This window comes from Xanthomonas euroxanthea, assembly GCF_903989455.1.
Lineage (GTDB): Bacteria > Pseudomonadota > Gammaproteobacteria > Xanthomonadales > Xanthomonadaceae > Xanthomonas > Xanthomonas euroxanthea.
In genome coordinates this window covers 2,232,404-2,258,759 of record NZ_LR861803.1, presented here as the reverse complement: position 1 = coordinate 2,258,759, position 26,356 = coordinate 2,232,404, and the positions used below count along the sequence as shown (strand labels likewise).

The 26,356-nt window shown below is 65.0% G+C and carries 20 protein-coding genes and 1 pseudogene; 2 read left to right on the top strand and 19 right to left on the bottom strand.

From position 1 onward, the window contains the following. Positions 1-182: 182 nt before the first annotated feature. The 11 genes from H7A86_RS09625 to hisS all read right to left on the bottom strand — a co-directional run bounded on the left by H7A86_RS09625 (position 183) and on the right by hisS (position 11,046). The gene (locus tag H7A86_RS09625) at positions 183-1,769 is read right to left on the bottom strand and encodes a calcineurin-like phosphoesterase C-terminal domain-containing protein (RefSeq protein WP_119132060.1); all 1,587 of its coding nucleotides are present in this window, start codon (positions 1,767-1,769) and stop codon (positions 183-185) included. 156 nt (positions 1,770-1,925) lie between these two features. Further along, on the bottom strand, positions 1,926-2,546 hold the full coding sequence (gene hisIE / locus H7A86_RS09620) for a bifunctional phosphoribosyl-AMP cyclohydrolase/phosphoribosyl-ATP diphosphatase HisIE (RefSeq protein WP_119132061.1): 621 nt from the start codon (positions 2,544-2,546) through the stop codon (positions 1,926-1,928). Continuing rightward, positions 2,536-3,312, bottom strand: coding sequence for an imidazole glycerol phosphate synthase subunit HisF (gene hisF, locus H7A86_RS09615; RefSeq protein ID WP_119132062.1), 777 nt, complete (start codon positions 3,310-3,312; stop codon positions 2,536-2,538). The genes hisIE and hisF overlap by 11 nt, the downstream gene beginning before the upstream one ends. Then, positions 3,306-4,040, bottom strand: a complete 735-nt coding sequence (hisA, locus tag H7A86_RS09610) for a 1-(5-phosphoribosyl)-5-[(5-phosphoribosylamino)methylideneamino]imidazole-4-carboxamide isomerase (protein WP_119132063.1) — start codon at positions 4,038-4,040, stop codon at positions 3,306-3,308. Before hisA ends, hisF begins: the two co-directional genes overlap by 7 nt. Next, positions 4,037-4,639 (bottom strand): imidazole glycerol phosphate synthase subunit HisH, encoded by a 603-nt coding sequence (gene hisH / locus H7A86_RS09605; protein WP_104648626.1) that lies wholly within the window; start codon positions 4,637-4,639, stop codon positions 4,037-4,039. Before hisH ends, hisA begins: the two co-directional genes overlap by 4 nt. After that, positions 4,636-5,763 (bottom strand): bifunctional histidinol-phosphatase/imidazoleglycerol-phosphate dehydratase HisB, encoded by a 1,128-nt coding sequence (gene hisB / locus H7A86_RS09600; protein WP_119132064.1) that lies wholly within the window; start codon positions 5,761-5,763, stop codon positions 4,636-4,638. The genes hisH and hisB overlap by 4 nt, the downstream gene beginning before the upstream one ends. Continuing rightward, the gene (hisC, locus tag H7A86_RS09595) at positions 5,760-6,851 is read right to left on the bottom strand and encodes a histidinol-phosphate transaminase (protein WP_119132065.1); all 1,092 of its coding nucleotides are present in this window, start codon (positions 6,849-6,851) and stop codon (positions 5,760-5,762) included. The genes hisB and hisC overlap by 4 nt, the downstream gene beginning before the upstream one ends. Then, entirely contained in the window at positions 6,848-8,143 is a 1,296-nt protein-coding gene (hisD, locus tag H7A86_RS09590; protein ID WP_119132066.1) for a histidinol dehydrogenase, read from the bottom strand. The genes hisC and hisD overlap by 4 nt, the downstream gene beginning before the upstream one ends. Beyond that, positions 8,140-9,054, bottom strand: coding sequence for an ATP phosphoribosyltransferase (gene hisG / locus H7A86_RS09585; RefSeq protein WP_104535551.1), 915 nt, complete (start codon positions 9,052-9,054; stop codon positions 8,140-8,142). Before hisG ends, hisD begins: the two co-directional genes overlap by 4 nt. A 9-nt stretch (positions 9,055-9,063) precedes the next feature. Beyond that, complete coding sequence (locus H7A86_RS09580) at positions 9,064-9,390, bottom strand: YerC/YecD family TrpR-related protein (protein WP_039521339.1); 327 nt, start codon at positions 9,388-9,390, stop codon at positions 9,064-9,066. Positions 9,391-9,612: 222 nt separating this feature from the next. Then, positions 9,613-11,046: a histidine--tRNA ligase gene (gene hisS, locus H7A86_RS09575; protein ID WP_119132067.1), complete on the bottom strand. Its 1,434-nt coding sequence runs from the start codon at positions 11,044-11,046 to the stop codon at positions 9,613-9,615. Between the two features lie 246 nt (positions 11,047-11,292). Between hisS and H7A86_RS09570 the strand changes: the two genes are divergently transcribed. Beyond that, the gene (locus H7A86_RS09570; RefSeq protein WP_080591401.1) at positions 11,293-11,916 is read left to right on the top strand and encodes a Crp/Fnr family transcriptional regulator; all 624 of its coding nucleotides are present in this window, start codon (positions 11,293-11,295) and stop codon (positions 11,914-11,916) included. Between the two features lie 28 nt (positions 11,917-11,944). On the opposite strand, the gene H7A86_RS09565 is transcribed toward H7A86_RS09570, so the two are convergent. Continuing rightward, positions 11,945-12,691, bottom strand: a complete 747-nt coding sequence (locus H7A86_RS09565) for a murein L,D-transpeptidase catalytic domain family protein (protein ID WP_119132068.1) — start codon at positions 12,689-12,691, stop codon at positions 11,945-11,947. A 101-nt stretch (positions 12,692-12,792) separates the two neighbouring features. Beyond that, the gene (gene thrC / locus H7A86_RS09560; protein WP_180708141.1) at positions 12,793-14,103 is read right to left on the bottom strand and encodes a threonine synthase; all 1,311 of its coding nucleotides are present in this window, start codon (positions 14,101-14,103) and stop codon (positions 12,793-12,795) included. A 143-nt stretch (positions 14,104-14,246) separates the two neighbouring features. Between thrC and H7A86_RS09555 the strand changes: the two genes are divergently transcribed. Then, a complete protein-coding gene (locus tag H7A86_RS09555) occupies positions 14,247-14,561 on the top strand; it encodes an EthD family reductase (protein WP_119132070.1) in 315 nt (104 codons plus the stop codon). 74 nt (positions 14,562-14,635) lie between these two features. Here the strand turns inward: H7A86_RS09555 and H7A86_RS09550 are convergent, their stop codons facing one another. From H7A86_RS09550 to H7A86_RS09530, 6 genes and pseudogenes are all read right to left on the bottom strand, one after another. Continuing rightward, a complete protein-coding gene (locus tag H7A86_RS09550) occupies positions 14,636-15,586 on the bottom strand; it encodes a homoserine kinase (RefSeq protein WP_119132110.1) in 951 nt (316 codons plus the stop codon). A 29-nt stretch (positions 15,587-15,615) separates the two neighbouring features. Continuing rightward, positions 15,616-18,123 carry a bifunctional aspartate kinase/homoserine dehydrogenase I gene (gene thrA, locus H7A86_RS09545; RefSeq protein WP_119132071.1) on the bottom strand — a complete coding sequence of 836 codons (2,508 nt, stop codon included), beginning with the start codon at positions 18,121-18,123 and terminating at the stop codon, positions 15,616-15,618. Positions 18,124-18,710: 587 nt separating this feature from the next. Further along, positions 18,711-19,211 carry a TspO/MBR family protein gene (locus H7A86_RS09540; RefSeq protein WP_119132072.1) on the bottom strand — a complete coding sequence of 167 codons (501 nt, stop codon included), beginning with the start codon at positions 19,209-19,211 and terminating at the stop codon, positions 18,711-18,713. Positions 19,212-19,855: 644 nt separating this feature from the next. Beyond that, a complete protein-coding gene (locus H7A86_RS21255) occupies positions 19,856-21,175 on the bottom strand; it encodes a VENN motif pre-toxin domain-containing protein (RefSeq protein WP_425509753.1) in 1,320 nt (439 codons plus the stop codon). Between the two features lie 498 nt (positions 21,176-21,673). Then, positions 21,674-25,519: pseudogene (locus H7A86_RS09535) on the bottom strand (hemagglutinin repeat-containing protein); the annotation flags it as partial. 453 nt (positions 25,520-25,972) lie between these two features. Then, positions 25,973-26,356, bottom strand: coding sequence for a hypothetical protein (locus H7A86_RS09530; protein ID WP_127170210.1), 384 nt, complete (start codon positions 26,354-26,356; stop codon positions 25,973-25,975).

The window sequence follows — 26,356 nt, the reverse complement described above, 5'->3', positions numbered from 1 at the left end:
ATCCCCGCCAGCGCGCCATCGCCTGCCAGCCCGGATCCCAGAACGCCTCCCTCGTGGAGGCGTTTGTGTTTCTGCCCCCCAGGATTCAGCCGCGCATCCATCCACAACGCTCCCGTAGGAGCGCATTCATGCGCGAAGGGCTCTCCACACACTCTCGCATCCCGCACAGCCCTGCCTGCCCCTCAAGGATCGGCGCGCTGCAGGCGATACACCGTGCGTGCGCTGTACTGCCCGGTCGGCAGCGACGCGCGCACGTCCACGGTGTGTTCGCCCAGCTCCAGCGTGGTCGGCAATGCGCCACGCCACAGGTGCGTGGACGGCGTGGCCTCGGGCGAGCGGTCGTAGCCGCGCAACTGCTCGGCCGCATCGTCGCGCACGTTCTCGGCCAGCAGCCGCGGATCGGCGCGCTCCACCCGCTTCATCGGCTGCCATGCGCCATTGTCGATGCGCATCTCGACGAGGGTGTCGTCCCGGCCCATGAACACATTGGCGTAGATCCCCCAGGCCGCATACGCGCCCTGGCGCAGCACCTTGGGCCCGTGCAGCATCAGTTGCGCATCATCGACCGAACGCGCGACGTGATATGCCAGCGTGTAGTCGCCGCCGGGCGCCACCTGCAGCACCGCGTAACCGTTCGGCGTGCCGTCGCTCATCGTCGCGTCGGGAATGCCGGCGGCGTCCTTGGCACCGGACCAGAACGCACCGCAGGCCGCGCCGACGTTGTATTCGTGCAGCGGGCGGGCGCCCTGCCAACCTTCGTCGGCGCCGTGATCGACCTGTCGCTGGGTATGGCTGTGTGCGCTCAGCACCAGCACATGCGGGAAATCCTTCAACAGGGCGAACAGGCGGCGGCGATCGGCATGCCGGAAGGTCTCCTGCCCCGGCGCTGCGTCGAACAACGGAATATGCATCCCCAGCACCAGCAGCCGCTCGCGCGGCAGCTGCGCCAGATAGGCCTGCAGGAACGCGAACTGGTCCTCGCGCAGGCCGCCGACATAGGCCGGTTTGCCGCCTGGCGTATAGATCACATCGTCCAGGAACACGAAGCTGGCGTTGGCCTCTTCCACCGCGTAGGTGTCCGGGCCGTAGACGGCACGCCAGCTGTCCAGTGACTGCGCATCGTCGCCCGCGTCGAAGTTGAGATCGTGATTGCCCGGCACATGGAACCACGGCACGCCCAGCTGGGTGGTGACCTTGTTCAGGGCCGGGTACAGGCTCAGATCGTCGCTGACGATATCGCCCAGCGTGGTGCCCAGCCGGGCCGGGGTCTTGCCGATGATCGGCGCGACGATATCGCGCTGGTAGTACCCCACGTCGGTCAGGCTGGCGGTCTGGCTGTCGGCGAACACCAGCATCTGGAACCCATCCCTGCCGGCGCTGGCGCGCGGGGTCAGCGCGAAATCCCAGTGCCGGGTGTTGCGCCCGGTGGCGGCGATGCCAGGGTACTTGCGCTTGGCCGATCCCGTGGGTGCGTAGTGACGCCAGAAACCCGGCAGTCCGTCCGCGCTTGGCACAAAGCTGCGGTCGCCTGGCTTGATCACGAACACCGTCTGCCCGTCGCGTACCGGCAGGCGGTAGCGGCCTTGCGCGTCGGTGCGCACCAGCTGCTCGCCGTTGGAGACGGTCACGTCGCCAATGCCCGGCTCGTCGGCGCTGCGTCCGGCACGCCCGTCGCGTTCTTCGTAGACGATGCCATCGACCACGGCATCGCGTGCGTACGCGCTCCCCGCGAGCAAACCCAGGGCCAACAGAGCGAAGCGAAGCTGCATGCGTTTTCCCGCGCGAAGATCAGCGGAAATTGTACCCGCCCTCGCCAGGCGCACGGCGCGAAAGACACGCCGACACGTGCCCCGTAGGAGCGCACCCGGGCGCGACGGGCCTTACCCCTAACGCGTCGCGCCCGGGTGCGCTCCTACATGACTACGTTACTTGTGCCGCGACTCCAATAGCGCCACCGCATCGCCCAGGCCCAGGCCGCGCGCGCGCAACAGCACGATCAGGTGATACAGCAGGTCGGCCGACTCGTCGAGCAACTCGGCATCGCCCTGCACCACGCCGGCCAGCGCGGTTTCCACGCCCTCCTCGCCCACCTTCTGCGCGATGCGGCGGATGCCCTGCTCGAACAGCTTGGTGGTGTAGCTGCCGTGCGGGCGCTCCTGCTCGCGCGTGGCGATCAAGGCATCCAGGCTGCCGAGGAACTGGCCGGGCGCGGTGGGGAAACAGCTGGTGCGGCCAAGATGGCAGGTCGGCCCATGCGGGCGCGCCTGCACCAGCAGCGTGTCGGCATCGCAATCGGTCTGGATCGACACCACCTTCAACACGTTGCCCGAGCTCTCGCCCTTGGTCCACAGGCGCTGCTTGCTGCGGCTGAAGAAGGTGACTTCGCCGCGTTGCTGCGTGACCGCCAGCGCTTCGGCATTCATGTAGCCCAGCATCAGCACGCGCAGGTTGTCGGCGTCCTGCACGACCACCGGCAACAAACCATCGCCCTTGCGCCAGTCCAGCGCGGCGAACGCGTCGCCCGCTGCCGTCTCGTTACTGCCCATCACGTACCTCGATCTGTTGCGCGCGCAGGAATTGCTTGAGTTCCGGGATCGGAATCGCGCCACTGTGAAACACGCTTGCCGCCAGCGCGCCATCGACATCGGCCTGGTCGAACACGTCGGCAAAATGCTGCATGTCGCCGGCACCGCCGGAGGCAATCAACGGCACGTGGCAGAGCGCGCGTACCTGGCGCAGCTGCGCGATGTCGTAGCCGCGCCGCACGCCGTCGTTGTCCATGCAGTTGAGCACGATCTCGCCCGCACCCAGGCGCTGCGCTTCGGCCACCCAGTCCAGCGTGCGCATCGGCAAGGCCTGGGTCTTGCTCGGGTCGCCGGTATAGCGACGCACCCTCCACTGCCCGTCGTCCTCACGAATCGAGTCGACACCGACCACCACGCACTGCACGCCGAAGGCATCGGCCAGCTCGGAGATCAACTGCGGGCGGCCAAGCGCGGGCGAGTTGATCGAAATCTTGTCGGCACCGGCATGCAGCACCGCGCGCGCGGTTTCCACATTGCCGATGCCGCCGGCCACGCAGAATGGAATATCGATCAGCCGCGCCACCCGCTCGACCCAGGTGTAGTCGACCGAGCGCCCTTCCGGGCTGGCACCGATGTCGTAGAACACCAGCTCGTCTGCGCCCTGGTCGCGGTAGCGCAGCGCCAGTTCGACGATGTCGCCCATATCAATGTGGTCGCGGAACTTGACGCCCTTGACCACGCGCCCGTCGCGCACGTCCAGGCACGGAATGATACGGCGGCTCAGCATGCCAGTGCCTCCTTCAACGCAAGATGCCCTTCCAGCAAGGCCTTGCCGAGCACGATACCGGCGCAGCCGGCAGCCTTAGCGGCCGCGACATCGGCCAGGTTGCGCGCACCGCCGGACACCTGCACCTGCAACTGCGGCGCCAGCGTGCGCAGGTGCGCGTACAAATCCATGTTCGGGCCGGACAACATGCCGTCGCGTGCGATGTCGGTGCACAGCAGATGCTGCAGGCCCGCCTGCGCGTAACGCACGGCCAACTGATCCAGCGTGGCCTCGGCGGGCTCGGTCCAGCCGTGCACCGGCAACTGCCATACGCCGTCGGCGTCCTGGCGCGTGTCCAGTGCGATGGTCAGCCGATCGGCGCCGAATTCCTGCAGCCAGGCGATGACGGTATCGGCCTGGCGCACCGCCAACGAGCCGATCACCACGCGCGCGGCGCCGGCATCGAGGATGCGCGCCACATCCTCGCGTGAGCGGACGCCACCACCGGTCTGCACCCGCAAGCCGGTGGCACGTGCGATCTCGCCCAGTGTGGTGGCCAGCGTGTAACCACCGGCCTTTGCCGCATCTAGATCGACCAGATGCATCCACTGCGCGCCGGCATCGGCAAACGCCTGCGCGCGCGGCAGCACATCGTCGCCGTATTGCGTCTCGCGTGCGTAGTCGCCTTGCAGCAGGCGCACCACGCGGCCGTTGCGGATATCCAGGGCCGGGTAAACGGTGAAACTCATGGGAAGCTCATCTCAAGAAAATTGCGCAGGATGCGTGCACCGGTCTCGGCCGAACGCTCGGGGTGGAACTGCGCGCCGCAGCGCAGGCCGTGCTGCACCACTGCGGTGAACAGACCGCCGTGGTCGCAGGCGGCCACGGTGTCGGCCGTCACCGGCGCGGCATACCCATGCACAAAATAGGCACTGGCGCGCTCCGGCAAACCGGCCAGCAACGCGGAGTCGCGCATCGGCACCAGCTGATTCCAACCCATATGCGGCACGCGTATGCCGAGTGCGGGCGTCATGTGCCGCACGATGCCCGGCAGCACGCCCAGGCAATCGACATCGCCTTCTTCGGAATGTTCGAACAGCAACTGCATCCCCAGGCAGATGCCGATCAACGGCACCTGCAACTGCCGCAACGGCTCGACCAGGCCCTGTGCGCGCAGGCGCGACATCGCCTCGGGCGCGGCGCCGACGCCAGGCAGGATCACCCGCTGCGCGCCCTGCAACCCTGCTGCATCGCGTACCAGGCGCGCTTCCACGCCCAGCCGTTCCAATGCGTAGCGCACCGAGCCCAGGTTGGCGCCGCCGGCATCGATCAACGCGACATCGGTCATAGCGCACCCTTGGTGGTGGGCAACGCAGTGCCTTCGCGACGGATCGCCTGGCGCAACGCACGCGCCAGGGCCTTGAAGCAGGCTTCGACCTTGTGGTGATCGTTCTCGCCACGCACGCTCAGGTGCAGGTTCAGGCCGGAGGCATCGCAGATCGAGCGGAAGAAATGCGGCACCAGTTCGGTCGGCATGTCGCCCACACGTTCGCGTTTGAACTCGCCTTCGAACACGAAGTATGGCCGGCCACTGAAATCCAGCGCGGCACTGGCGATGGTTTCGTCCATCGGCAGCGTGAAGCCATGCTGGGTGGTATCGCCGGCCACACGCCACGGGCTGTCGTCGGGGTCGAAGCCGTAACGGCCGATGCCGCGCTTGTCGCCCAGCGCTTCGCGCAAGGCCTGGCCCAGCGCCAGACCGGTGTCTTCGATGGTGTGGTGCTCGTCGATATGCAGATCGCCTTCGGCGCGGATATCCAGCGCAAAGCCTCCGTGCTTGCCGATCTGTTCCAGCATGTGGTCGAAGAACGGCAGGCCGGTGGCGGTCTTCGGTTCGGCCACGCGGTCCAGATCCAGTTCGACGCGGATCTTGGTTTCCTTGGTGTTGCGTTGAACCACCGCACGCCTTGGCGCATCGGCCAGCTCGTGCGCGATGCCGGGCCAGTCCCACTCGCCGCCGAATTCGTCGGTGCGCAGCTGGAAGCCACGGATATTGAGGTTCTGCGCGAACTGGATGTCGGTGATGCGGTCGCCCACCATTGCCGAGCGTGCCCAGTCGATCGTGCGGTCCTGCAGGTAAGGCACCATCAGGCCGACCCCGGGTTTGCGCGTGGGCGCGTTGTCGGCCGGCCAGCTGCAGTCGATCAACACCTCGCGGAACACGATGCCCTGGCTGGCGAAGATCTGCAGCATCAGGTTGTTCGGGCCATCGAAGGACGCCCGCGGATAGCTCTCGCTGCCCAGGCCATCCTGGTTGCTGACGATGACGAATTGATAGCCGGCGTCGCGCAGCTTCAGCATTGCCGGAATCACGTTGTCGACCAGGCGCAGTTTTTCGTAGGCGTCGATCTGGTAATCGGCCGGCTCGGTGATCAGCGTGCCGTCGCGGTCGACGAAGAGAATCGGGGTCATGCGGCGGCCTCCTGTGTGCGTTGCAGCGCGCTCAGCACGCGCGCGTTCTGTTCGGGCGTGCCCAGGGTGATGCGCAGGGCATCGGACAGCTGCGGTACCGCGCGTTGATCGCGCACCACCACGCCGGCCTCCAGCAGCGCCTGGAATGCCGCTTCGGCATCGTCGAAACGCACCAGCAGAAAGTTGCCCTGCGAGGGGTACACCTGACGCACGCCGGCCAGCTGCTCGAGTGCGGTGTGCACGCGTGTGCGCTCGCTGCGCACCTCGGCGATGCGCCGGCGCGTGACCTCCAGCGCCGGCGCGGACAAGGCCTGTTCGGCCATTGCCGCGCACGGCGTCGGCACCGGGTACGGCGCCTGGCAGCGCCGCAACAAGGCGATCAACTCGGCGTTGGCGATCAGGCTGCCGATGCGTGCCGCTGCCAGCGCATGCGCCTTGGACAACGTGCGCAACACCGCCAGATTGTCGTAGCGCGCAAGCAGGCTCACTGCTGAGGGTATGTCGGAGAACTCGCCGTAGGCTTCGTCAACCACCACCAGCGCCCTGCCCCGCAGGGCCTGCAAGGCGGTTTCGATCTCGTCCAGGGCAATTGCCGAGCCGGCCGGGTTGGACGGCGAGCACAGGAACACCAGCTTGGCCTGCGAGCTCAGCGCTGCTTCGACGATCGCCGGAATATCCGCGTGGAAACCGTCCGATCCATCCACCAGCGGCACCTCGACCAGGGGTGCGTTCTGCAGGCGCGCGCACACCGCGTACATGCCGAACACCGGCGGGGTCACCACCACCGCATCGCGCCCGGGCACGCACAGGCCGCGCACCAGCAGATCGATTGCCTCGTCGCTGCCACGGCCGATCAACAGCTGCTCGGGCGTACAGCCATACAGCCCCGCCAATGCAGCGCGCAGACCCTTGGGTTGCGGGTCCGGGTAGCGCCGCGTGCTGCCGCTGGGATCGGCAGGATTGCCCCAGGCCGATTCGTTGGCGTTGAGCCACACATCGCCCTGCAACGCGCTGGTGCGTGCCGACGAATAGCCGGCGAAGGCACGCAGATCCTCGCGCACCAGTTCCAGAATCGATGGCGTACTCATGCTGCCACTCCCATGCGCAATGCCACTGCATTGGCGTGCGCATCCAGGCCCTCGGCGCGCGCCAGGATCAGCGCGCATGCGCCGATGCCGTCGATGCCGGCCTTGCTGGCGGCCTGCACGCTGACCATGTTCTGGAAGCTGGCCACGCTTACGCCGCTATAGGCGCGCGCCGCACCGCTGGTCGGCAGCACGTGGTTGGTGCCGCTGCAGTAATCGCCCAGCGCTTCGGGCGTGTAATCGCCGAGAAACACCGAGCCGGCAGCTTCGACCTGGCCCAGCCACGCACGCGGCTCGCGCAGCGCGAGGATCAGGTGCTCCGGTGCATAGCGATTGCTGATCGCAAACGCCTCCTCCAGCGCCTGCACCTTGATCAGGCGCGATTGCGCCAGCGCCTGGCGCGCGATCCCGGCGCGCGAGAGTTGCGCCAGCTGGGCATCAAGTTCCACCTGCACCGCCGCGATCAGCGCATCGCTGTCGGACAACAGCAGCACCTGCGAATCCGGGCCGTGTTCTGCCTGCGAGAGCAGATCTGCGGCAACGAAGGCCGGCTGCGCGCCGGCATCGGCGATCACCAGCACTTCGGACGGGCCGGCCGGCATGTCGATCGCCGCCGCGCCGGACTGCGCCACCTGCTGCTTGGCCTCGGTGACGAAGCTGTTGCCCGGGCCGAACAACTTGTCGCAACCCGGAACCGAGTCGGTGCCGTACGCCATTGCCGCAATCGCCTGCGCACCGCCGAGCTTGAACACACGGCGCACGCCGGTCAGTTGCGCGGCGGCCAGCACCGCCGGATCCACGCTGCCGTCCTTGCGCGGCGGCGTGCACAGCACCACCTCGCGGCAGCCGGCCAGACGCGCGGGAACCCCGAGCATCAACGCAGTCGACGGCAACGGCGCACTGCCGGCCGGCACGTACAGGCCGACCCGGCCGATCGGCCGCACGATCTTTTCGCAGACCACGCCAGGCGCGGTCTCCACTGCATAGCCTTCGCTCATGCCCGCGCGGTGGAAGGTGTCGATGCGCGCCACCGCGTCCTGCATGGCCTGGCGCAGTTCCGGCGCCACCGCCGCTTCGGCGGCGGCAAATTCGGCATCGCTCACGGCGAAGCTGTCCAGTGCCACGCCATCGAAACGCGCGGTGATCTCGCGCAGCGCGACATCGCCACGCGTGCGCACATCGGCAATCAATGCGGCGACCGCCTCGCGCGTCTGCGTGGCCACGGTCTGCACCGGGCGGGTCAATGCCTGGGTCCGCGCAGCGGTGTCCAGTTGCGACCAATCGAGAATATTCATGCCAGCGAGCGCTCCACCGTCAACACCATCAGACCTTGCGCACCTGCGCGTTCGAGTTCTTCCAGCCGCTGCCAGGTCACCGCGCCATGGCACATGGTCTGCAGCCGCAGTGCGCCGTTGCCGTCGTCGGGCAGCTGCACCAGCGGCTCGGCATCGGGCAACAGGCGGCGCAGCGCATCCACGGCGTCCTGCTCGGCGCGGAACATCAGCAGCTTGCTGTCGCGCAGCTTGAGCACGCCGTCCATGCGCCGCAGCAGCATCGCCAGCAATGCTGCGCGCGCGTCGGCCGGCTCGCGCACCGCACCGGCCAGCACCGCTTCGCTTTCCATCACCAGTTCCACCGGCTTGAGCTGGTTGGCGGCCAGGGTGGCGCCGCTGGAGACCAGATCGCAGATCAGATCCGCGGTGCCCAGGCGCGGGGCGATTTCCACCGAGCCGGACAATTCCACCACTGCCGCATCGATGCCCTGGCGCTCCAGCCAGTCGGCCAGGATCGCCGGGTAGCTGGTGGCGATCCGCTTGCCGGCCAGTTGCGCCACGCCCTGCCAGTCCCACTCTTCCGGCACCGCCAGCATCAGCCGGCACTGGCCGAAACCGACCCCGCGCACCGCGTGATAAGCGGCCGGCAGGCCATTGCGGCGGCGCTCGGATGCCTGCTCCTCGAGTTCGTTCTGGCCGACGATGCCCAGGTCGCAGACGCCATCGGCGATCAGGCCGGGGATGTCGTCGTCGCGCACCAGCAGCAGGTCCACCGGCAGCGATTCACCGTAGCAGAACAGCTTGTCGCGGCTCTGCCGCCAGCTCAGCCCGCAGGCCGCCAGCAGGCTGCGCGCCGGTTCGGCCAGGCGGCCGCTCTTCTGGATGGCGATACGCAACCGGTCACGTGCCGGTGCTGCCGTGGAAGCACTCATCTTGTTCTCTCAGTGGGATTCGACAGGGCGCGAGGATTGCTCGCGCAGGGCCTCGGCATAGCCGCCGGCACCATGTTCCAGGGTGCGCGCAACGCGCCCGATGGTGGTCACGCTGACCTGGGTCAGCTCGTGGATTTCGCGATACGGCACGCCCTTGATCAGCAACGGCACCACCCGCCAGCGATCCGACATGGCCTCCAGCTCGGCGGGCGTGCACAGATCGCGCAGGAAGGCCTCGACCGCCCCAGGCTCCTTCAGGCAGGCCAGGGCATCGGCCAGCATCTTGAGGGAGGCGGCGGCATCGGCACTTTCGCGGGGGGCGGGTCGTTGTTTCATTGCGTTAATGTAATAGCGTGTTAGCACATTAACGCAAACGCAGGCCATAGGACAAGCGCCGCGGGCAAAGCGTTCAGGGACGTACCGGTCGGTGCGGCGAGTCAGAAACGACAAACCCACCGACACCGAGGCGTCGATGGGCCTGTCCGTGCATCGGGATGCACCCGGCGCCGCTGCTGCCGTTACCGACCAGGCGGCGCCTTCTTACCGCTTCCGGCGACGTCAATCGCCGTTGACGCCCCCGGCCACCAGCATCGCCCTGGCCTGCTCCAGTTCCACCAGCAAGGTGCTGGCCAGCTCGTCGCGGGCCACCTCGAACTGCTGCTCGCGCACCAGGTCCTTGACCGCCACCACCCCGCGCGCCAGCTCGTCGTCGCCGGCCAGCACCACGAAGCGGATGCCTGCGCGCGCGGCGTACTGGAACTGCTTGCCGATCTTCTTCGGCTCCATCTGCACTTCGGTATTGATGCCGCCGATGCGCAGCCGGCGCGCGATATCCAGCGCGTCCTCCAGCCGCGACTCGTCCATCAGCGCCACCATCGCGTGCACGCTGCTCTCGGCGATGCCCTGGATCAGGCCGGCCTCGCGCAGCTGCCAGAACAGGCGGGTCAGGCCGATCGAGATGCCCACGCCAGGCAACCTGGACTTGGTGTAGTGGCTGGCCAGGCTTTCATAGCGGCCGCCCGAGCAGATCGAGCCGATCTGCGGGTGGTCGGTCAGCGTGGTCTCGTAGACGGTGCCGGTGTAGTAGTCCAGCCCGCGCGCGATCGAGAAGTTCAGGCAGTACGCGCTCTCCGGCACGCCCAGTGCCTTGACCAGCTCCAGCACTTCGCGCAGCTCGGCGATGCCCTCGCCCAGGGTCGCGCTCGCAGCGACCGAGGCCTCCAGCGCCTGCAGCTGCGCCAGCGCATCGGCATGCCCGTTCGAGCGCACCGCCACGAAGGCCAGGATCCTGTCGACCTGCTCGGCGGCGATGCCGAAGCCTTCGCCCACCAGCGTGTCGCGCACGTAGTCGGCGCCGCGCTTGTCGATCTTGTCGACCTCGCGCAATACCGCCAGCTGCAGCTCGCCCTCGGCCACGCCCAGGCTTTCGAAGAAGCCGCGCAGCAGCTTGCGGTTGTTCAACTGCACCTTGAACGCGCCGATGCCCAGCTCGGCGAACACCGCGTGGATCACCGCCAGCACCTCGGCGTCGTAGCGGATGCTCAACGCATCCTTGCCGATCACGTCGATGTCGCACTGGTAGAACTCGCGGAAACGCCCGCGCTGGGCACGCTCGCCGCGATACACGCGCTGCATCTGGTAGCGGCGGAACGGGAAGCTCAGGTCGTGCTCGTGCTCGGCCACGTAGCGCGCCAGCGGCACGGTCAGGTCGAAGCGCAGCGCCAGCTCGGGCAAGCCCCCCTCGCCGCCTTCGTCCGCCACGGCGGCGGCATTGGCCAGCGCACCGGTGGATTGCACGAAATACACCTGGCGCTCGGTCTCGCCACCGGACTTGGTCAGCAACACATCGGACAGCTCGAATACCGGCGTTTCGACCGGCAGGAACCCGAACCGCTCGTAGTTGCGGCGGATGACGTCCAGCATGCGCTGGAACGCGATCTGCTCGCGCGGCAGCAATTCCATGATGCCGGGCGGCGTACGGGGCTTGATCACGAGCGAAACTCCTGCAGGGCAATGTGGCGAACGCGCAATTCTACCGGCTGGGCGGCCGCGCTGACCGCATGGCGTATCATTCACCTGCGTTCCAGCAGTGCGTGACTCATGTACCGGCAGCTTTCAGACCCCAGCACGACCTGCCCGGCGCCCAGCGCGGCCGGGCGCAGCGATGCGCGCGGTTCCGACTGCGCGCTGTGTGCGGTCCGCGGCCGGGCCATCTGCGCGGCGCTGTCGCCGCAGGAAATGGACGCGCTCGACCAGGCCACCAGCGCCCAGTCCTATGCGCCCGGCAGCACCCTGGTGCGCGCCGGCGACATCCGCCAGCACGTCTATACGCTGACTTCCGGCGCGCTGCGCATGGTGCGCACGCTGGCCGACGGCCGCCGCCAGGTCACCGGCTTCGTGCTGCCGGGCGACTATGTCGGCCTGACCGAAACGCCGCAGCACCGCCACGACATCGAAGCCATCATCGACAGCCGGGTCTGCCGCACCCCGATGGCACAGATGCGCCAGTTGCGCGAGCGCTATCCGCAGCTGGAACGCAAGCTGCTGCAGCGCGCCAGCATGGAACTGGCCGCCGCACAGGACACCGGCCTGCTGCTGGCGCGCCTGCAACCCAGCGAACGGCTGGCGCACTTCCTGCTGCGCCTGGCGGCCCGCTCCACCCAGCCCGGCGCCAGCGGCGACACCGTCGCGCTGCCGATGAGCCGTAGCGATATCGCCGACCATCTCGGGCTGACCGTGGAAACGGTCAGCCGCACCTTCACCAAACTCAGGCAACAGCAGTTGATCGCGCTGCCGCAGCTGCATCTGGTGCAGATCCTGGATTACGCGGCGCTGCGCAGCCTCGCCGGCGATACCGTCTGAGACTTAATAGCTGGCAAGCCGGAACGCCTCAGCGCCCGCCCGCATTCGCACTTGCCACCGACGCACCACATCCGCCGCCCAGCAGCCGCGATTGCCGCAGCCAGGCCCGGTCCGGGTAGTAGGCGAACACGAAGGCGCCTTCACGCAAGGTATCAATCAATTGCCTGGCCACCGCCGGACGCACCGCCGGGCAGCCCAGGCTGCGGCCGAGCCGGCCCTGCGTGCGGATCACCGCCTCGCTGACATAGGGCGCACCATGGATCACGATCGCGCGGTCGCGCGCATGGTCGTTGAACCCGGGCTCCAGGCCCTTGAGCCGCAACGAATAGCCGTTGTGGCCGGTATACGACTCCTGCGCGGTGAATGCGCCCAGGCTGGACTGGAAACTGCCGTCGTCATTGGAGAACTTGGCCGCCAGGTTGTTGCCGGTATTGCGCCCGTGCGCCACCCATTCCTGGAACAGCAGCCGCTGCCGCTCCAGATCGAACACCCATAGCCTGCGCTCGGTCGACGGCCGGCTGTAGTCGATGACGCTCAGCACGCGCTCGGTGCCCACCTGCTGGCGCTGCCGCGCGCATTGCAAAGCTTCGGCCGCCAGCGCCAGCACCTGGCGATCCAGCGATGGCGCCTGCCGCGCCAATGCATCGACCAGACCGATACGCGGTGCGCCCAGCGCCGGCAACGGCGAGGCAGACATGACATCGGCCGCGCTGGCCGCTCCAGCCGCTGCCCACCCGCACAACGCGGCGGCAACGGCGATCACTCGATAAGACATGCACCAACCCACATCGGACGCGGCGCCACGCTGGGGCCGCACCCGCTAGAAATAGCCCCATGGACGGCACTTTCCAACCCCAACACCCTGAACACGTTCGGTCAGGCCGCATCCGCAAGCAGGCGCTGCCGCAACGCGGCATAGTCCGGCGCCAGCGTTTCGGCACGCGCGGGACGCTGCAGCAGCGCGGCCAGCGCCGGCGGCACGCCCACCTCGCGCCCGATCAGGGGCTCGACCACGCCCTCGAACTTGGCCGGATGCGCTGTGGCCGCCACCGCCCAGTCGCCGGTGCCGCCTTCGGCCCCTTCCGCGCGCAGCTGCTCCAGCACATGCACGGCGGTGGCGGTATGCGGGCAATGCACTTCGCCATAGCGGGCAAAGCGCTGCTGCACGGTCTGGCGGATCGCGGCATCGTCCACCGAAAGCGCACGAAATGCCTCGCGCAACGCGGCATCGTCGCCGTCATAGAGCCAGCGCAGCCGTTCGAAGTTGCTTGGCGCGCCCACGTCCATCGCATTGGCCAGCGTCGCCACGCTGGGCTGCGGCGCGTAATCGTCGCCGGCAAAATAATCCGGCACTACATGATTGGCATTGGAGGCCAGCGCGATACGGCCCAGCGGCACGCCGAGCGCGCGCGCCAGGATCGCCGCCAGCCCGTTGCCCAGGTTGCCGGTGGGCACCACCAGGTTCAGCGCCGCCCCCGCGCCGGCATGGTGCTGCAGGGCGGCGTGCGCGTAGTAGCTCATCTGCGGCAGCAAGCGGCCCAGGCTGATGCTGTTGGCCGAACTCAGCGGCAGCTGCGCCTGCAGCGCGGCATCGTTCAGGGCCTGCTTGACCATCGCCTGGCAATCGTCGAACGTGCCGGCAACGCGCAGGGCCTGGATGTTGTCGCCGAAGCAGCCCAGCTGATGCGCCTGGCGCGGCGACACGCGCCCATCCGGATACAGCACCACCACGCGCAGGCCCGGCTGCCGATGGAAGGCCGCCGCCACCGCAGCGCCGGTGTCGCCGGAAGTGGCGACCAGGATGGTGAGCGGCCGGCCTTCGGCACGCCGCAGGCGAGTCAGGCAGGCCGCAAGAAAGCGCGCACCGAAATCCTTGAACGCGGCGGTCGGGCCATGGAACAGCTCCAGCGCGTAATCGCCGGGCGTGCCCAGGGCCACCAGCGGCGCCGGGAAGTCGAACGCCTCGGCACAGATGGCCGGCAGCTCTGGCGCCAATGCATCGCCGTCGAAGAATGGCTGCAGCAACGTGGCGGCGGTGTCGGCCAGCGTGGCGCCTGCCGTCAGCGTGCGTGCCGGTGGCAGGGCCTGCGGCACGTACAGGCCGCCATCGGGTGCCAGGCCGGCGGCAATCGCCTGGCTCAGGCTTGCGGCGGGTGCGCCGCCACGGGTGGAGAGGAAGTTCATGATGACGACTCCAGACAAGGCGAAGACGGGGCGTGGCCCGTGAATGAAAAGACCGGACACTGCGGCATGGCCGCGCTGCGCCGCAGGGGCGCCCGGCAGGAGCGGCGCGGCGCTATGCTGCGCGCACCTTCCAGTGGAGCCGGCAGATGATCAAGGTCAGCGTGATGTACCCGTACCGCGAAGGCGCCCGCTTCGACCATGCCTACTACCGCGACGCGCATATGCCGCTGGTGAGCGCGCGGATGGGCGCGGCCTGCCTGCGCTACACGGTGGACAAGGGCATCAGCGGCGGCGAGCCGGGCAGCCCCCCGGCCTTCATCGGCATGTGCCATATCTTCTGCGAGTCGGTGGAGGCCTTCGGCGCCAGCTTCGGGCCACATGCACAGGAAATCCTGGGCGACATTCCCAACTACACCGATCTTGCGCCGGTGATGCAGATCAGCGAGGTCGTGGTCGGTTGACGCGTGCCTTGCGCGCTGCACGGCCTGCCTGCCGTGCGCGGGCGATCGATCGACAACGACAGGCGTGCGACGGCTCATGCGAGCAACCGCGCGGCTGGGCTGGCGATCGGGGATACCCAGTGCTGGCTATCCAGGCCAACGCCTGCGAAGGCGGCCTTCACCGCTGCGGCGGCAGCGTCGGCGGCCGCGCGCGATGCAAACCAGGCGAATACGCTGGGGCCGGCGCCGGAAATGCTGGCACCCAGGGCATCGTGATCCAGCGCGGCCTGCTTGGCAGCGGCAAAGCCGGCGATCAACGGCGCGCGGCGTGGTTCGATCAGCACATCGCGCAGGCCCGCACGCACCAAATCGGCATCACCGGCATGGCAACCGGCCAGCACCAGGGCCAGGTTGGTGCTCTGCGCGACGAACTCGCGCAGTTGATAGTCGCCGGCCAGGACTTCTCGCGCGCGCCGCGTTTCCAGCACCGCGTCCGGATGCACCAGCAGGCTGTGCCACGCCGCCGGCACGTTGATCGGCACCAGACGCTCCAGCGTGCACAACACCAGGCCGCCTAGAAACAGCGGCCCCAGGTTGTCGCCATGGCGGCTGCCGCTGGCCACCGCCTCGCCATCGAGGGCGTGCTGATACAGCTGCTCGTTACTCAGCGGCGCATCCAGCAGCGCGTTGGCGGCAACCAACGCCGCCACGCAGGACGCTGCCGAACCGCCCATGCCCGAACTCAGCGCAATGCCTTTGTCGATCTCGATCTCGAAGCCGAACGGCAGCGCCAGCGCCGCGCGCAACGACATCAAGGCCGCACCCGCAGTGTTGCGCGCGGCATCCAGCGGCAAGGCCACGGTGGTGCCTCGGATGGCGGCGATGCGCACCAGCGGCGCCTCGATACGCCGCACCGTGACGGTGTCGCCGACGCCGTCGATGGGATAGCCGAGCAGATCGAATCCCACAGCCACATTCGCCACCGAGGCCGGTGCGAAGGCGCGTGCCTGGCCCAGCTCGCGCGCAGCAATCGCCACCTGTTGCATCTGCGCGGCCTGGTCTGCAACCGCCTGGTTCACAAGCGTGCCCCCTCGCCCGCCGCCACCCGCAGCAGATCGGCAAACACGCCGGCCGCGGTGACTTCCGGGCCCGCACCGGGCCCCTGCACCACCAACGGATTCTCGCAGTAGCGACGCGTGGTGAACTGCACCACGTTGTCGGTCAGGCGCAGATTGGCGAAGGCGTGATCGGCCGGCAGCTCGACCAGGCCCACGCTGGGCGCGCGATCCGGCGGCAGCTGCGCGACATAGCGCAGCACATTGCCGCGTGCACGTGCATCGGCCAGGCGCTGTGCGAAGGTCGCATCCACCTCATGCAGGCGCGCCATGAAATCGTCCACGCTGGCCTGACGCAGTGCTTCGGGCACCAGGCTCTCGACCTGCACGTCCTCCAGGCTGATCTCGCGCCCGGCTTCGCGCGCCAGGATCACCAGCTTGCGCGCCACGTCCACACCGGACAGATCGTCGCGTGGATCCGGTTCGGTATAGCCCATGCCGCGTGCCTGCGTCACCAGTTCGGCGAACGGCACGCTGCCGTCGTATTTGTTGAACAGCCAGGCCAGCGTGCCGGAGAAGATGCCTTCGATCGAGGTCACCGTATCGCCGGTATCGACCAGGTCGCGCAGCGTGGTGATCACCGGCAGGCCGGCGCCCACGGTCGCTTCGTAACGGAAGCGCGCGCCGCTGGCATCGGCCGCCGCACGGATCGCCTGATACCGCTGCAACGGACCGGAGCCGGCCTGCTTGTTCGGCGTCACCACGTGGATGCCGGCAGCCAGCCAGTCCGCATAGCGATCGGCCACGTCCGCGCTACCGCTGCAATCGATGATCACCGTATGCGGCAGGTGCGCGGACAACAGATGCGTGGTGAAACGCTCCAGATCGGTCGCGGTGGCGGCGGAGGCGAAGGCATCGCGCCAGTTGCCGACCAGACCGCGCTCGTCGAGCAACATGCGGCCGCGCGAGACCACCGCGCGCAGGCGCAGATCCAGGTTGGCCTTGCCCAGCAACTGCGGTTGCGCAATGCGCAACTGGTCCAGCAACGCCGCACCCACATTGCCCGGGCCGATCACACCCACAGAGAAGGTCTGCGGCGACAGCCAGAAGCCGGCATGCGCCGCGCGCAAGGCCTTGGTCGCATGCGCCGCATCGATGGCCACCGAGATGTTTCGCTCGGACGAGCCCTGCGCGATCGCCAGGATATTGACCTGCGCACGCCCCAGCGACTCGAACAGCCGCGCCGCCACGCCGGGTTGCCCGGCCATGCCATCGCCCACTGCCGCCAGCACGCTGATGCCGGTGGTCAGTTGCACGCGCTGCACCTGGCCGACCGTGAGTTCATGCGCAAAGGCCTGCAGCAAGGCATTGCGTGCGCGCTCGGATTCATGCTGCTTGACCACGCAACAGATCGAATGCTCCGACGAGCCCTGCGAGATCATCACCACCGACACCTGCGCCGTGCGCAGTGCCGCAAACACGCGCTCGGCGGTGCCCGGCACGCCGATCAGGCCGGTGCCTTCCAGGTTGAGCACAGCCAGATCCGGGCTCAGTGTCAGCCCCTTGATCGGCCCGCTCACCGCGCTGCTGGCGGTGATGCGCGTGCCCGGGTGTTCGGGCTGGAAGGTATTGCGGATGATGATCGGCAAGCCGCGCTCGATCGCCGGCGACATGGTCTGCGGATGCACCACCTTGGCGCCGAAATAGGCCAGTTCGCAGGCTTCGTCGTAGCTCAACGTTTCCAGCTGTACCGCTTCGGGCACCACGCGGGGGTCCGCCGACAGCACGCCATCCACATCGGTCCAGATATGCAGCTCATCGGCATCGAACAAGGCCGCGAAGATCGCGCCGGAATAATCGCTACCGTTTCGCCCCAACGTGGTGATGCGGTCGGCGCGGTCGCGCGCCACGAACCCGGTCACCACCACGCGCGTCTGCGGATGTGCCTGGCGCCAGGTCGCAAGCCGCTGCGCGCTGACCTCCCAATCCACATCAACGCCGAGTTCGCCGCGGTTGACCACCAGCACATCGCGTGCATCCAGCACCGCGCAATCCTCGCCAAGCGCGCGGAAATGATCGCCGAGCAACTGCGCCGAATACACCTCGCCCAGGCCTTGCACGCGGTCGAGCACCTCGCGCGGCAGCTCGCCTATCACCGCCAGCGCGCCGAGGATCTGCGCCAGATGCTCGAAGCGCTCGTCCAGCCACTCCACCGTCGGCCCGGAATGCTCGCCCAGCAGGGCCACCGCCGCACCGCGATGGCGTGCCCGCGTTTCATGCCAGCGTTCGCGCCACTCGGGGCGATCTTGCGCCGCCAGTTCGGCCAGTTCGATCAGCGCATCGGTCACCCCCTTCATCGCCGACACCACGGTGACCTGCACGGTCTCCTCGCGTGCCAGCAACAACTGCGCCACATGCCGGTAGCGCTCGGCATCGGCCACCGAGGTGCCGCCGAATTTGTGCACGACGGTGCGTGCGGAAGATGCGGCAACAGCAGCGGGTTCGAACGAAACAACAGGCGATGACATCGACAGACCTCGTTGGGGAGGCCCCGTCCGCATCAGATGAGGGAGGAAAGCCCCCGCATCCTGATCCGGGTGCGGGGCCGTTGTTTTCGGAAGTTACGCGAAGACGACGGACCGCACCGGGCGAATGGTGACGGTGGTAATGGTGGTGCTAATGCCGGCCACGCCCGCACCCGGCCGCAGCTGCGGCTGACAGGTAAGCGAGGCGGTGGCGAAAGCATTAGGCATGTGTGCAAAAGACATCACCTGGGCGAAGCCTGTCAAGCGTTGGATGACAGGGCGGCCGCACACGCTTGGCAGACGGAGCAGAAAACCTTGCCGTTCAGGGATTTAAGCAACACCGTCGCAAGCAATTGATTGCTACGGAAACTTTTGAAGCTGCCTCAGTGGGTGGCGCTGCGCAGGTTTCGAGCATGGATTGGTGCAGTCGTGCGACTTGGCTAATGCGATGCGGCTGGGGATCGCTTGTGCGCGAGTGCATCACATCGCTGCCGGTGCCACTACGCCAAGCAACAGATCACTTCGGATCAGCAGTAGATGATCGCCATCGCCGCGACGCATTGTGCAAGTCAGCAAGCGCGGCAGAAAGATCAGCCAAGCACCTGATGATTGAGTTGCCAGACCGAAAAGTTGAGCGCCGCCGCGAAGCTCACCCACGCCAGATACGGCACCAACAACCACGCCGCCAGTGCCTGCCGCTTGGCGAACACGGCGATCGTTCCGGCCAACACCAGCCACAGCGCCAGGATGTCGGCAAACGCCCAAGCTCCCAACTGCCACGCGAAGAACAGCCAGCTCCATAAACCATTGAGCGTCAACTGCAGCACAAACAGGCCAAGCGCAGAACGCGTCCCTGACGAGTTGCCGCGCCGCCACACCAGCCACACCGACACCGCCATCATTCCGTACAACACTGTCCACACAGGTCCGAACAACCAGCCCGGCGGTGCCCACGCCGGCCGCGTAAGGTCTGCGTAGAAGCTGGCCGCCTGTATCGATGCCATCCCACCAAGCCCAGCGACCGCATAGCACAGCACCAGCCAGCCGACGAGACCGAACCATTGCGACTTTCTTGAAATACCTTGCGTCATGACTGCCATGAGTTCTTGTCAGTGCTCAGTAGCGTGGCAGAACATCTGTGCAAGCCGCGACTATGCGAATGAACCGTCTTAGCTTGGCCAATCCAACATCGGTTTGCGCCGCCACAACGCAGACAGCAAGGCCAGCCAGACTACCTGGGCCACCGACATCCACCGGGTTAGGCGCTCAGCATCAACCGCTGACCTCTAAATTTTAGGCGGCACTGCATTGCGGGGAGTCGACACGCGCCTGGCGGCAGCGCAGTAGTTTTGTTAACCGCTATTAGTGGCCGCACAACCCTATAAATTTCTTCATCCTCTGATAAACGAGGCGTTGTATAAGAAAAAAAACCATGTAGTAATTGCCATTGCCACGTCAAATAATATAAAAAATCTAAATTTCATTAATCTAAATAACAGAATTACAGACAATGCTGGCAGAGCCGCAAGTGAAAAAATAAAAATTAAATTCGAATAGTTCTTGTACTCACCCGACCACAACTGATACAACCCAAGTCCGTTTGATGTATATCTATTTATAGATACAGCCACCCAATAAATAAAACAAATCACCCAAGAAATCCAATAAAAACTGCTGGCAAAATTATTTTTAATCATAATATTCTCGATTATTTTCTAAAATTTACCATCCGAAATCAGCGGCCAGCAGGTGGCATTTTGCTCCAATCTATCACGGGAGGAAGATTTTTTAATGGATTATTTCCCAACCCATAAATATTATAAATTGCTGGGTTTGCAGTATTGGCGGGCGTGCGATTCATGCAGGATTTATACAAAGGGCACTCAAGGACAGGTGAATCGACAAGCCCTGTACTCCATTTTCCATTGGTTGCGGAGGCCGCATTATCTAGAATCTTCTTCTGTATAGCTTCATCTTCTACGGCGGAAACTCGCCTTGCCAAATCACCGACATAAGCCGAATCTCTTCGAGCTCCACTCACGCCGCTTGCATTTGTAGCAGCACCGTAGATAGCAATTGCGTACGCTTGAAAAGCTGCTTTATTTGTATAGGCATTGTCTGGATCAGGCCCAATTAAAGTATCTTTAGCGTGCCCTTCACCGGGAGAGTAATGGGTTCCGTCCGCCTGAACATGTGCGTAGGAGTCGCCAAATGCGTGGAGAGCCCGTTGCACCTCTGGATCAGACAATATAGCAACCTTTACAGCTGGGTCGTTCTCATATTTTTTGAGGACTTTCAACACGCCTGCTACTTGCCCACCCCAGTACTCTTGAGCAGCCTTTACCTCTTCTGGATTTGAATTGCCATCAAGAAGGTGATAGTGCTGCTGAGCACCATTCGAATCACTACTGTTCCCCAAGTTCTCCCCGGTGATAGCATTTCTCTTATCGGTGTCTGGCGACCACGCTGCCAGCGCAATAGCTTTTGCATCACTTTCTGAGAATCCAGCTAAATAAATGATGGAAGCCATCGTCGAATAATGCCCGACCTCTCCCCAATTATTATCGACTGCATTATTTGCTATCGAGCTGCCAGCCATAGCATCACGCAAATCGCCTGCAAATGAGCCTAGAACTGCTCCGCCCAGGCCTACGACTGCGCTAATCGTCGATTTCTCTTCGGCATTGAGGTCTTTGCTGTCTCTGCCATACAAGAACTTCGCCAAGGCCGGAGCTGCAGCTTCCGCGCCGGCGGCCGTTATCGCTCCGATCAGCTCACTCCCTCCGCCAGCCGAAGCAATCGCTGCGCCCAGGACTGAGTGCGCAAGCAGGTGACTGGCACTTCCTTCCTCACCGCGATTGCCGCCATCCACGGTATTGCGCGTGGCATTCTCTTTGAAATATTGACCAATCTGATACGAGGCAACGGGTGCCAAAGTACCGGCCAAGATTTGACCTGTGCTGCCCGAGGCTGCCGAAAGGCCTCCGGTAATTGAGCTGACAAGTACTCCTACCTTTTGAAGGCGCTCAATTTCTTTATCTGCCTCAACAGCCATCATCGCTAGCTGGACCTTTTGCTCTGAAGTCAACGACGCGCTTAATGCTGGATCCTCAAGGGCAGCTTTTGCTTCCTTCTTCTGTCTTTGGGCTTCGTCAATAGACGCGTTGATGTCATTGCGAATACTAACGCCAGTCTGCACTACCGTCCCAATCGCCGCCGCCATCGCCTGCTGCTCGCCCAAGATCTTGCGTACATCCGGCAACGTCGCCACGGCCTCATGCGCGGCACTGGCATCGGTGTTGATGCCGGTTGCTGCTGCCGTGGTGGTCTTGCCCCCGATCTTGATGTAGCCTTCGGTCAGTGTGGCGCGGGTGTAGGTGGTGTCGCTACCGCTTTCACTCATCGGTACGCCCGGCATGAAGCTGCCGGTGTTGGCCTTGCCATAGTTGCCGTTGGCGATGTTGTTGCCGATGTCTCTGGACTGCTCACCAGCGGTCCGCTCGATCGGGTTGCCGTTGGCATCAGTTTGGTTGCCGGTACTGCCAAAGCCACCGCTGATGCTGCCCGACGAGGCGCTGTAGTCCATTTGGTTTTTCAGATCGGTAAACGTCAGCGAGTCGGCGGTCAGCTCACTCGCACCGGCGTTGGTGCTGGCGATGGCACCGCCGATCAGGTTTACGTTGCCGCCGGTAACGTGGTACCCGCCATTGCCCGCGAACAGGCCCGACTGCTCAACGACACCGAGGTGGTTGCCATTGGCCTTGGCGCCGCTTGCGTACCCGCTGGCATCCCACGCAGTACCCGCCGAGATCTGTACGCGTCCACCGACACTGCTTTCCTTGGACTGGATATCCAGCTTGTCTTGCAGCGATTCGATGGTCAGGTCGCCACCGGCTTGCACGTCGATTCGGTCGCCCTTGACCACCGCGCCGCGCAAGGCTGTATTACCCTCTGACTTGAGCACGATGTTCTGGCCAGCCAGTTGTGTGTTCTGCCAAGTGCTGCCGTCCACGTTCGACTTGTGGCTACCGGCACTGGCTTGCACGTAGGCATACACGCCGGTCTGCGCGCCGACCGATGCGCCGACGCCGACCTCGAACCCGGCATTACTGCCCTTGCTCTGCTCGGTGTTGCTGGAGTTGCCTGCCTCCAGCACCAGATCGCGTGCCGAATCTAGGCTCAGCGTGTCGCCCGCCTTGATGTTGCCCTGCACGATATGCAGGTCGCCTTCAGTGGTTTTCAGGCTGACATTGCCGCCGCCGGTGATGGTGGAGCCTTGTGAAATCTGACTGCTGCTATTGAAGCTGCTCTCGTTTGTGGCAAAGCCCACGCCTGCTTCGACACTGAGCAGCGAGCCACTCTGAACCGCCTTCGCGGTCTGATATGCATTGGCCGCTGCCGCCATGCCTTGCATCGCGCCCAACCGCCCATCGGACTTACGTGCATCGTCCACGTTGTTGATCAAGTCGATCAGCGGGGATTTGATGCGCGCGAACGCGCCAATCTTGAGGTCGTCGTCCTGCTGCGAAGCGGAGCTGCTGGTGTTGGCGGTCAGCAACTGGATCGATGCAGCAGTGATGTCAACGTCCTTGGTCGCGACCACATTGCTGGCCGACTGCGTGTACGTGCCACCTGCGGTCAGGCTGACATTGCCGCCCAGGCTGCCGACGTTGCTGGCTACCTGCGCCACCTGTGCGCTGTCGTCGGTGTGGTTCTTCTTGTTGTAGCCGGCAAAACGCTCGGTGTCGGAGATGACCACCGTACCGATGCCCTTGCTGGTGGACTGATTGGTATTGCCCAGGATGTCCTGGCCGCTCTGGATGGTCAGGTCGCCTGCGGCACGCACGCTGACATTGCCTTGCGCCGCGACATTGCTCGCGGTCAGCGTGATGTCGCCTTGCGTGGTGGTGAGGCTGGCGTTGCCGCCCACCGACAACTGGGTGCCGGTGATGGTGTCGGTCTGGCCGTTGCCGGTGCCTTGTTGGTTGTAGTTGCCGTACGGCAAGCCGGCCGCGTTGTTGAAGCCCCAGCCTTTGCCGGTGCTGGCGTTGCCGCTAGCCCGGGTGTTGTGCGCGACATCGAACACGATGTCCTTGCTGGCGAGCAGCAGCGCATTGCCCTCTGCCGACATCTGCGCGCCTTGGCTGGTGATCGAGCCATCGCTGGCGAGCAGGGTGAGGTTGCCGCCGGCGACCAATTGGCTGACGCGCGCATCGCTGGTGCTCTCGTTCTGCGCCGCATTGGAGCGGTGGCTGCTGGCCTGAATCACCACCGGGGTGATGGCGGCCATGGTGCCGGCCGCTGCGCCTTCGGCATCGCGGCTGATCTTGCTCATGGTCGAGCCGGTATCGACCATGTTCTTGGTGGTGGAATCGCGTGCGCTGCGATACGACGCACCTGGGTCGTAGGTCACGCCCACCGAGAAGCCGCTCGACTTGCTGGACTGGCTGGCCTGGTGATCGACCGTGTCCTGGCGTGCCAACAGCGCGATGTCCTTGGCCGCCAGCGTCATGTCCTTGCCGGCACCGATGTCCGAGGCGGCAATGGTCAGCTGGTTGCCTGCGCTGATGACGAGATTGCCATCCGTTGAACCGACCGACGATGCGACTTGGGTAACCGACTCGGTCGCGTTCTCGCTGTTGCTACGCGCCTCGCTATAGCCAATGCCGGCAACGCCGCCGCCAATGCCGCCGGTCAGGCCGGATCGCTTCTGGCTGAAGCTGTGCGCTTCGCTGCTGGTGTCCTGCGCCGATTCGATGGTGACGTTGTTGCCTGCCGCCAGACGCACATCGCCATTGGCAAGCACGGTTGAGCCGACCACTGCCACATCGTTACCGGCAGAGATATTGACGGACTCGCCATTCAGCGCCGTGCCGATTGCAAATGTGTCCTGCCACTCATCATGCGTGGTTGTGGTCTTGCTGGAGAACGTACCCTTCTTTTTCTTGGTCATGTCCTGCGCGGCGTCGTGCTGCTCGCTGGCGGCGAGCAGGTTGACGTCGTTGCCGGCAGCCAGGGTGATGCCGCCTTCCTTGGTAGCGGCCGATGCGGCGGTGAGGGTGATGTCGTTGCCGGCCTGCATCGCCAGGTTGCCGCCAGCACTGAACTCGGTGCCATGGACGGTTTCGTCGCTGGTCGCGGTGGTCTGCTTGAAGCGCTTGCGCGTCTCCAGCGTGTTGCTGGTAGCCACCGTGGTCAGTGTGCTGGCATTGATGTCGTTGCCGGCGCTGATGCCCAGACCCTTGCCGGCGTCCAGCTTGGCCGCGACCAGATTGACGTCGTTGCCAGCGCTGAGAATCAGGTTGCCGCCCGCAGTGAGCGCCTGCTGGTCGATGCTCTGGGTTGTCGTGGTGGTGGTGACGCGGGTCTTGCCGTTGCGGCTCTTGTAGCTGTTGGTTTCGGTTTCGTTGAGCACCGATTCGACATTGAGGTTGTTGCCGGCTGCGGCGATCAGATCGCCGCCGGCCTTGACGTCGGCCTGGCGGATGGTCAGATCGTTGCCGGCGGTCAATTGCAGGCTGTCGCCGGTGCTGATGTTGGTGCGGGTGGCGACCTTGCCGTCCAGGCCGGTGGTCGGGGTCAACGAGAGGTTGTTGCCTGCCTGCAGTGCGGCGCCACCGCCAGCGTTGATGGTCACGCCATGCAGTTGCAGGTCGTTGCCTGCAGACATCACCAGATCCTTCCCGGTGGTCACCGACACCGCATCGCCGCCGCGCAGCAGGCCGTTGTCGTTGCGCAAAGCGCTGGGCGTGAGGCTGAGGTTGTTGCCTGCGATCAACGCCGCGCTGCCATCGGCCTGCACACGGGTGCCGGTCAGCGTCATGTCGTTGCCGGCGAATAGTTGCAGGGTGTTGCTGGCGCTGATGCCGGACAGGATGCCGACGCCGTTGATGGCCTTGGTCGCTTCACTGACCAGGTTGTTGCCTGCCACCAATGCCACATCGCGGCCCTGGATCTGGCCCTGGTTGAGCAGGTCGTTGCGCGCTTCCAGGGCCACGCTGCCGGTGCCGCTGATGCGCCCCTGGTTGAGCAGGTCGCCTGCGGTGATGCTGACATCGGCGCCTGCGATGACGCCCTGGTTGCTCATGGCGTTGGTGGCGTTGAGCTCGACGTTGCCGCCGGCGATCAAGGCGCCATTGCCACGCAGCTGCAGCGAGTTGGAGGCCAGATACACGACAGGTACTAGCACCTTCTGGCCTTGGTAGTCCTGCTCCACCATCCAGACGATGTCCTGCGTCAGCGCGGCCGCCTGCGCGGCGGTCAAGCCCACGCCCATGCTCAGCTGCAGCTGACCTGCGGCGGCCACGCCGGATTCGAGCAAGGCGCGGTACTGCGCCACGCCATCGGCGTAATTGCCCAGATAGCGGCGGCCGGTGAGCTGGGTGACCTGGTCCAGCACCAGGCGCTGCTCATAGAAGCCATCGCCCAGGCGGGTCTGGGTCCACTCCGGGTCAACACCCAGCTTGTCCAGCAGCAAGTCGCTGCTGATGAAGTTGTCGTAGTTGACGAAGCGCGGGTCGGTCTCGATCAGGTAACGGCGGCCGGGGCCATTGCTGCGCCAGGCGTTGATGCCGCCCAGCCCGTTGGCGGCACGGCCCATTGCGATGAGATCGGTACCGGTGCCGCTGGATAGGCGATACAGCCCGCCAATGGGCAGGCCGCCCTATGCGCCGATGCTGTTAAGCGCGCTGCCGCTAATGCTGCGCCTTGACTGCTGGTCATGCTGGCGGTCAGGGCCGCCCCCTTAATTACCTCCGTCCCGGATGTTGCACAAATCATTGATTGGAAAGAGCTATAGCTGGGAAAACCTCAGCCTCCGCCCCTGATTTTTCAGGTTCGAGGTTCCACCTTACTACTCAACAACAGACCACGTATATTTCTCTAGAGAAGAAAATTCACAAAAATCCAAAAGAGCCATCCTTGCCAAATCATAACTCGCTAAAGAAGAGGATTCGTACTCTCCATATTGCCCACCAACACAAAGTTCAACATTGCTACCTGGCATATCTGACTTCACTTCATAGCTAATATCTTCCGGAGAAACTTTATTGACCAAGAATTTCTCACTTCCGCCACCAATAAAGAGCACCCAACCATCCTCTCTCTTCACACAAAGCAACGTATGCCGTTTACCATTCAATTTCCCAAGCAAATTAACCACACCACTTTGATCCAGACCATAAAACTCATCGTCCACATTATGAACTCCAACTCGATTGTCAAGATAAAATTTCAT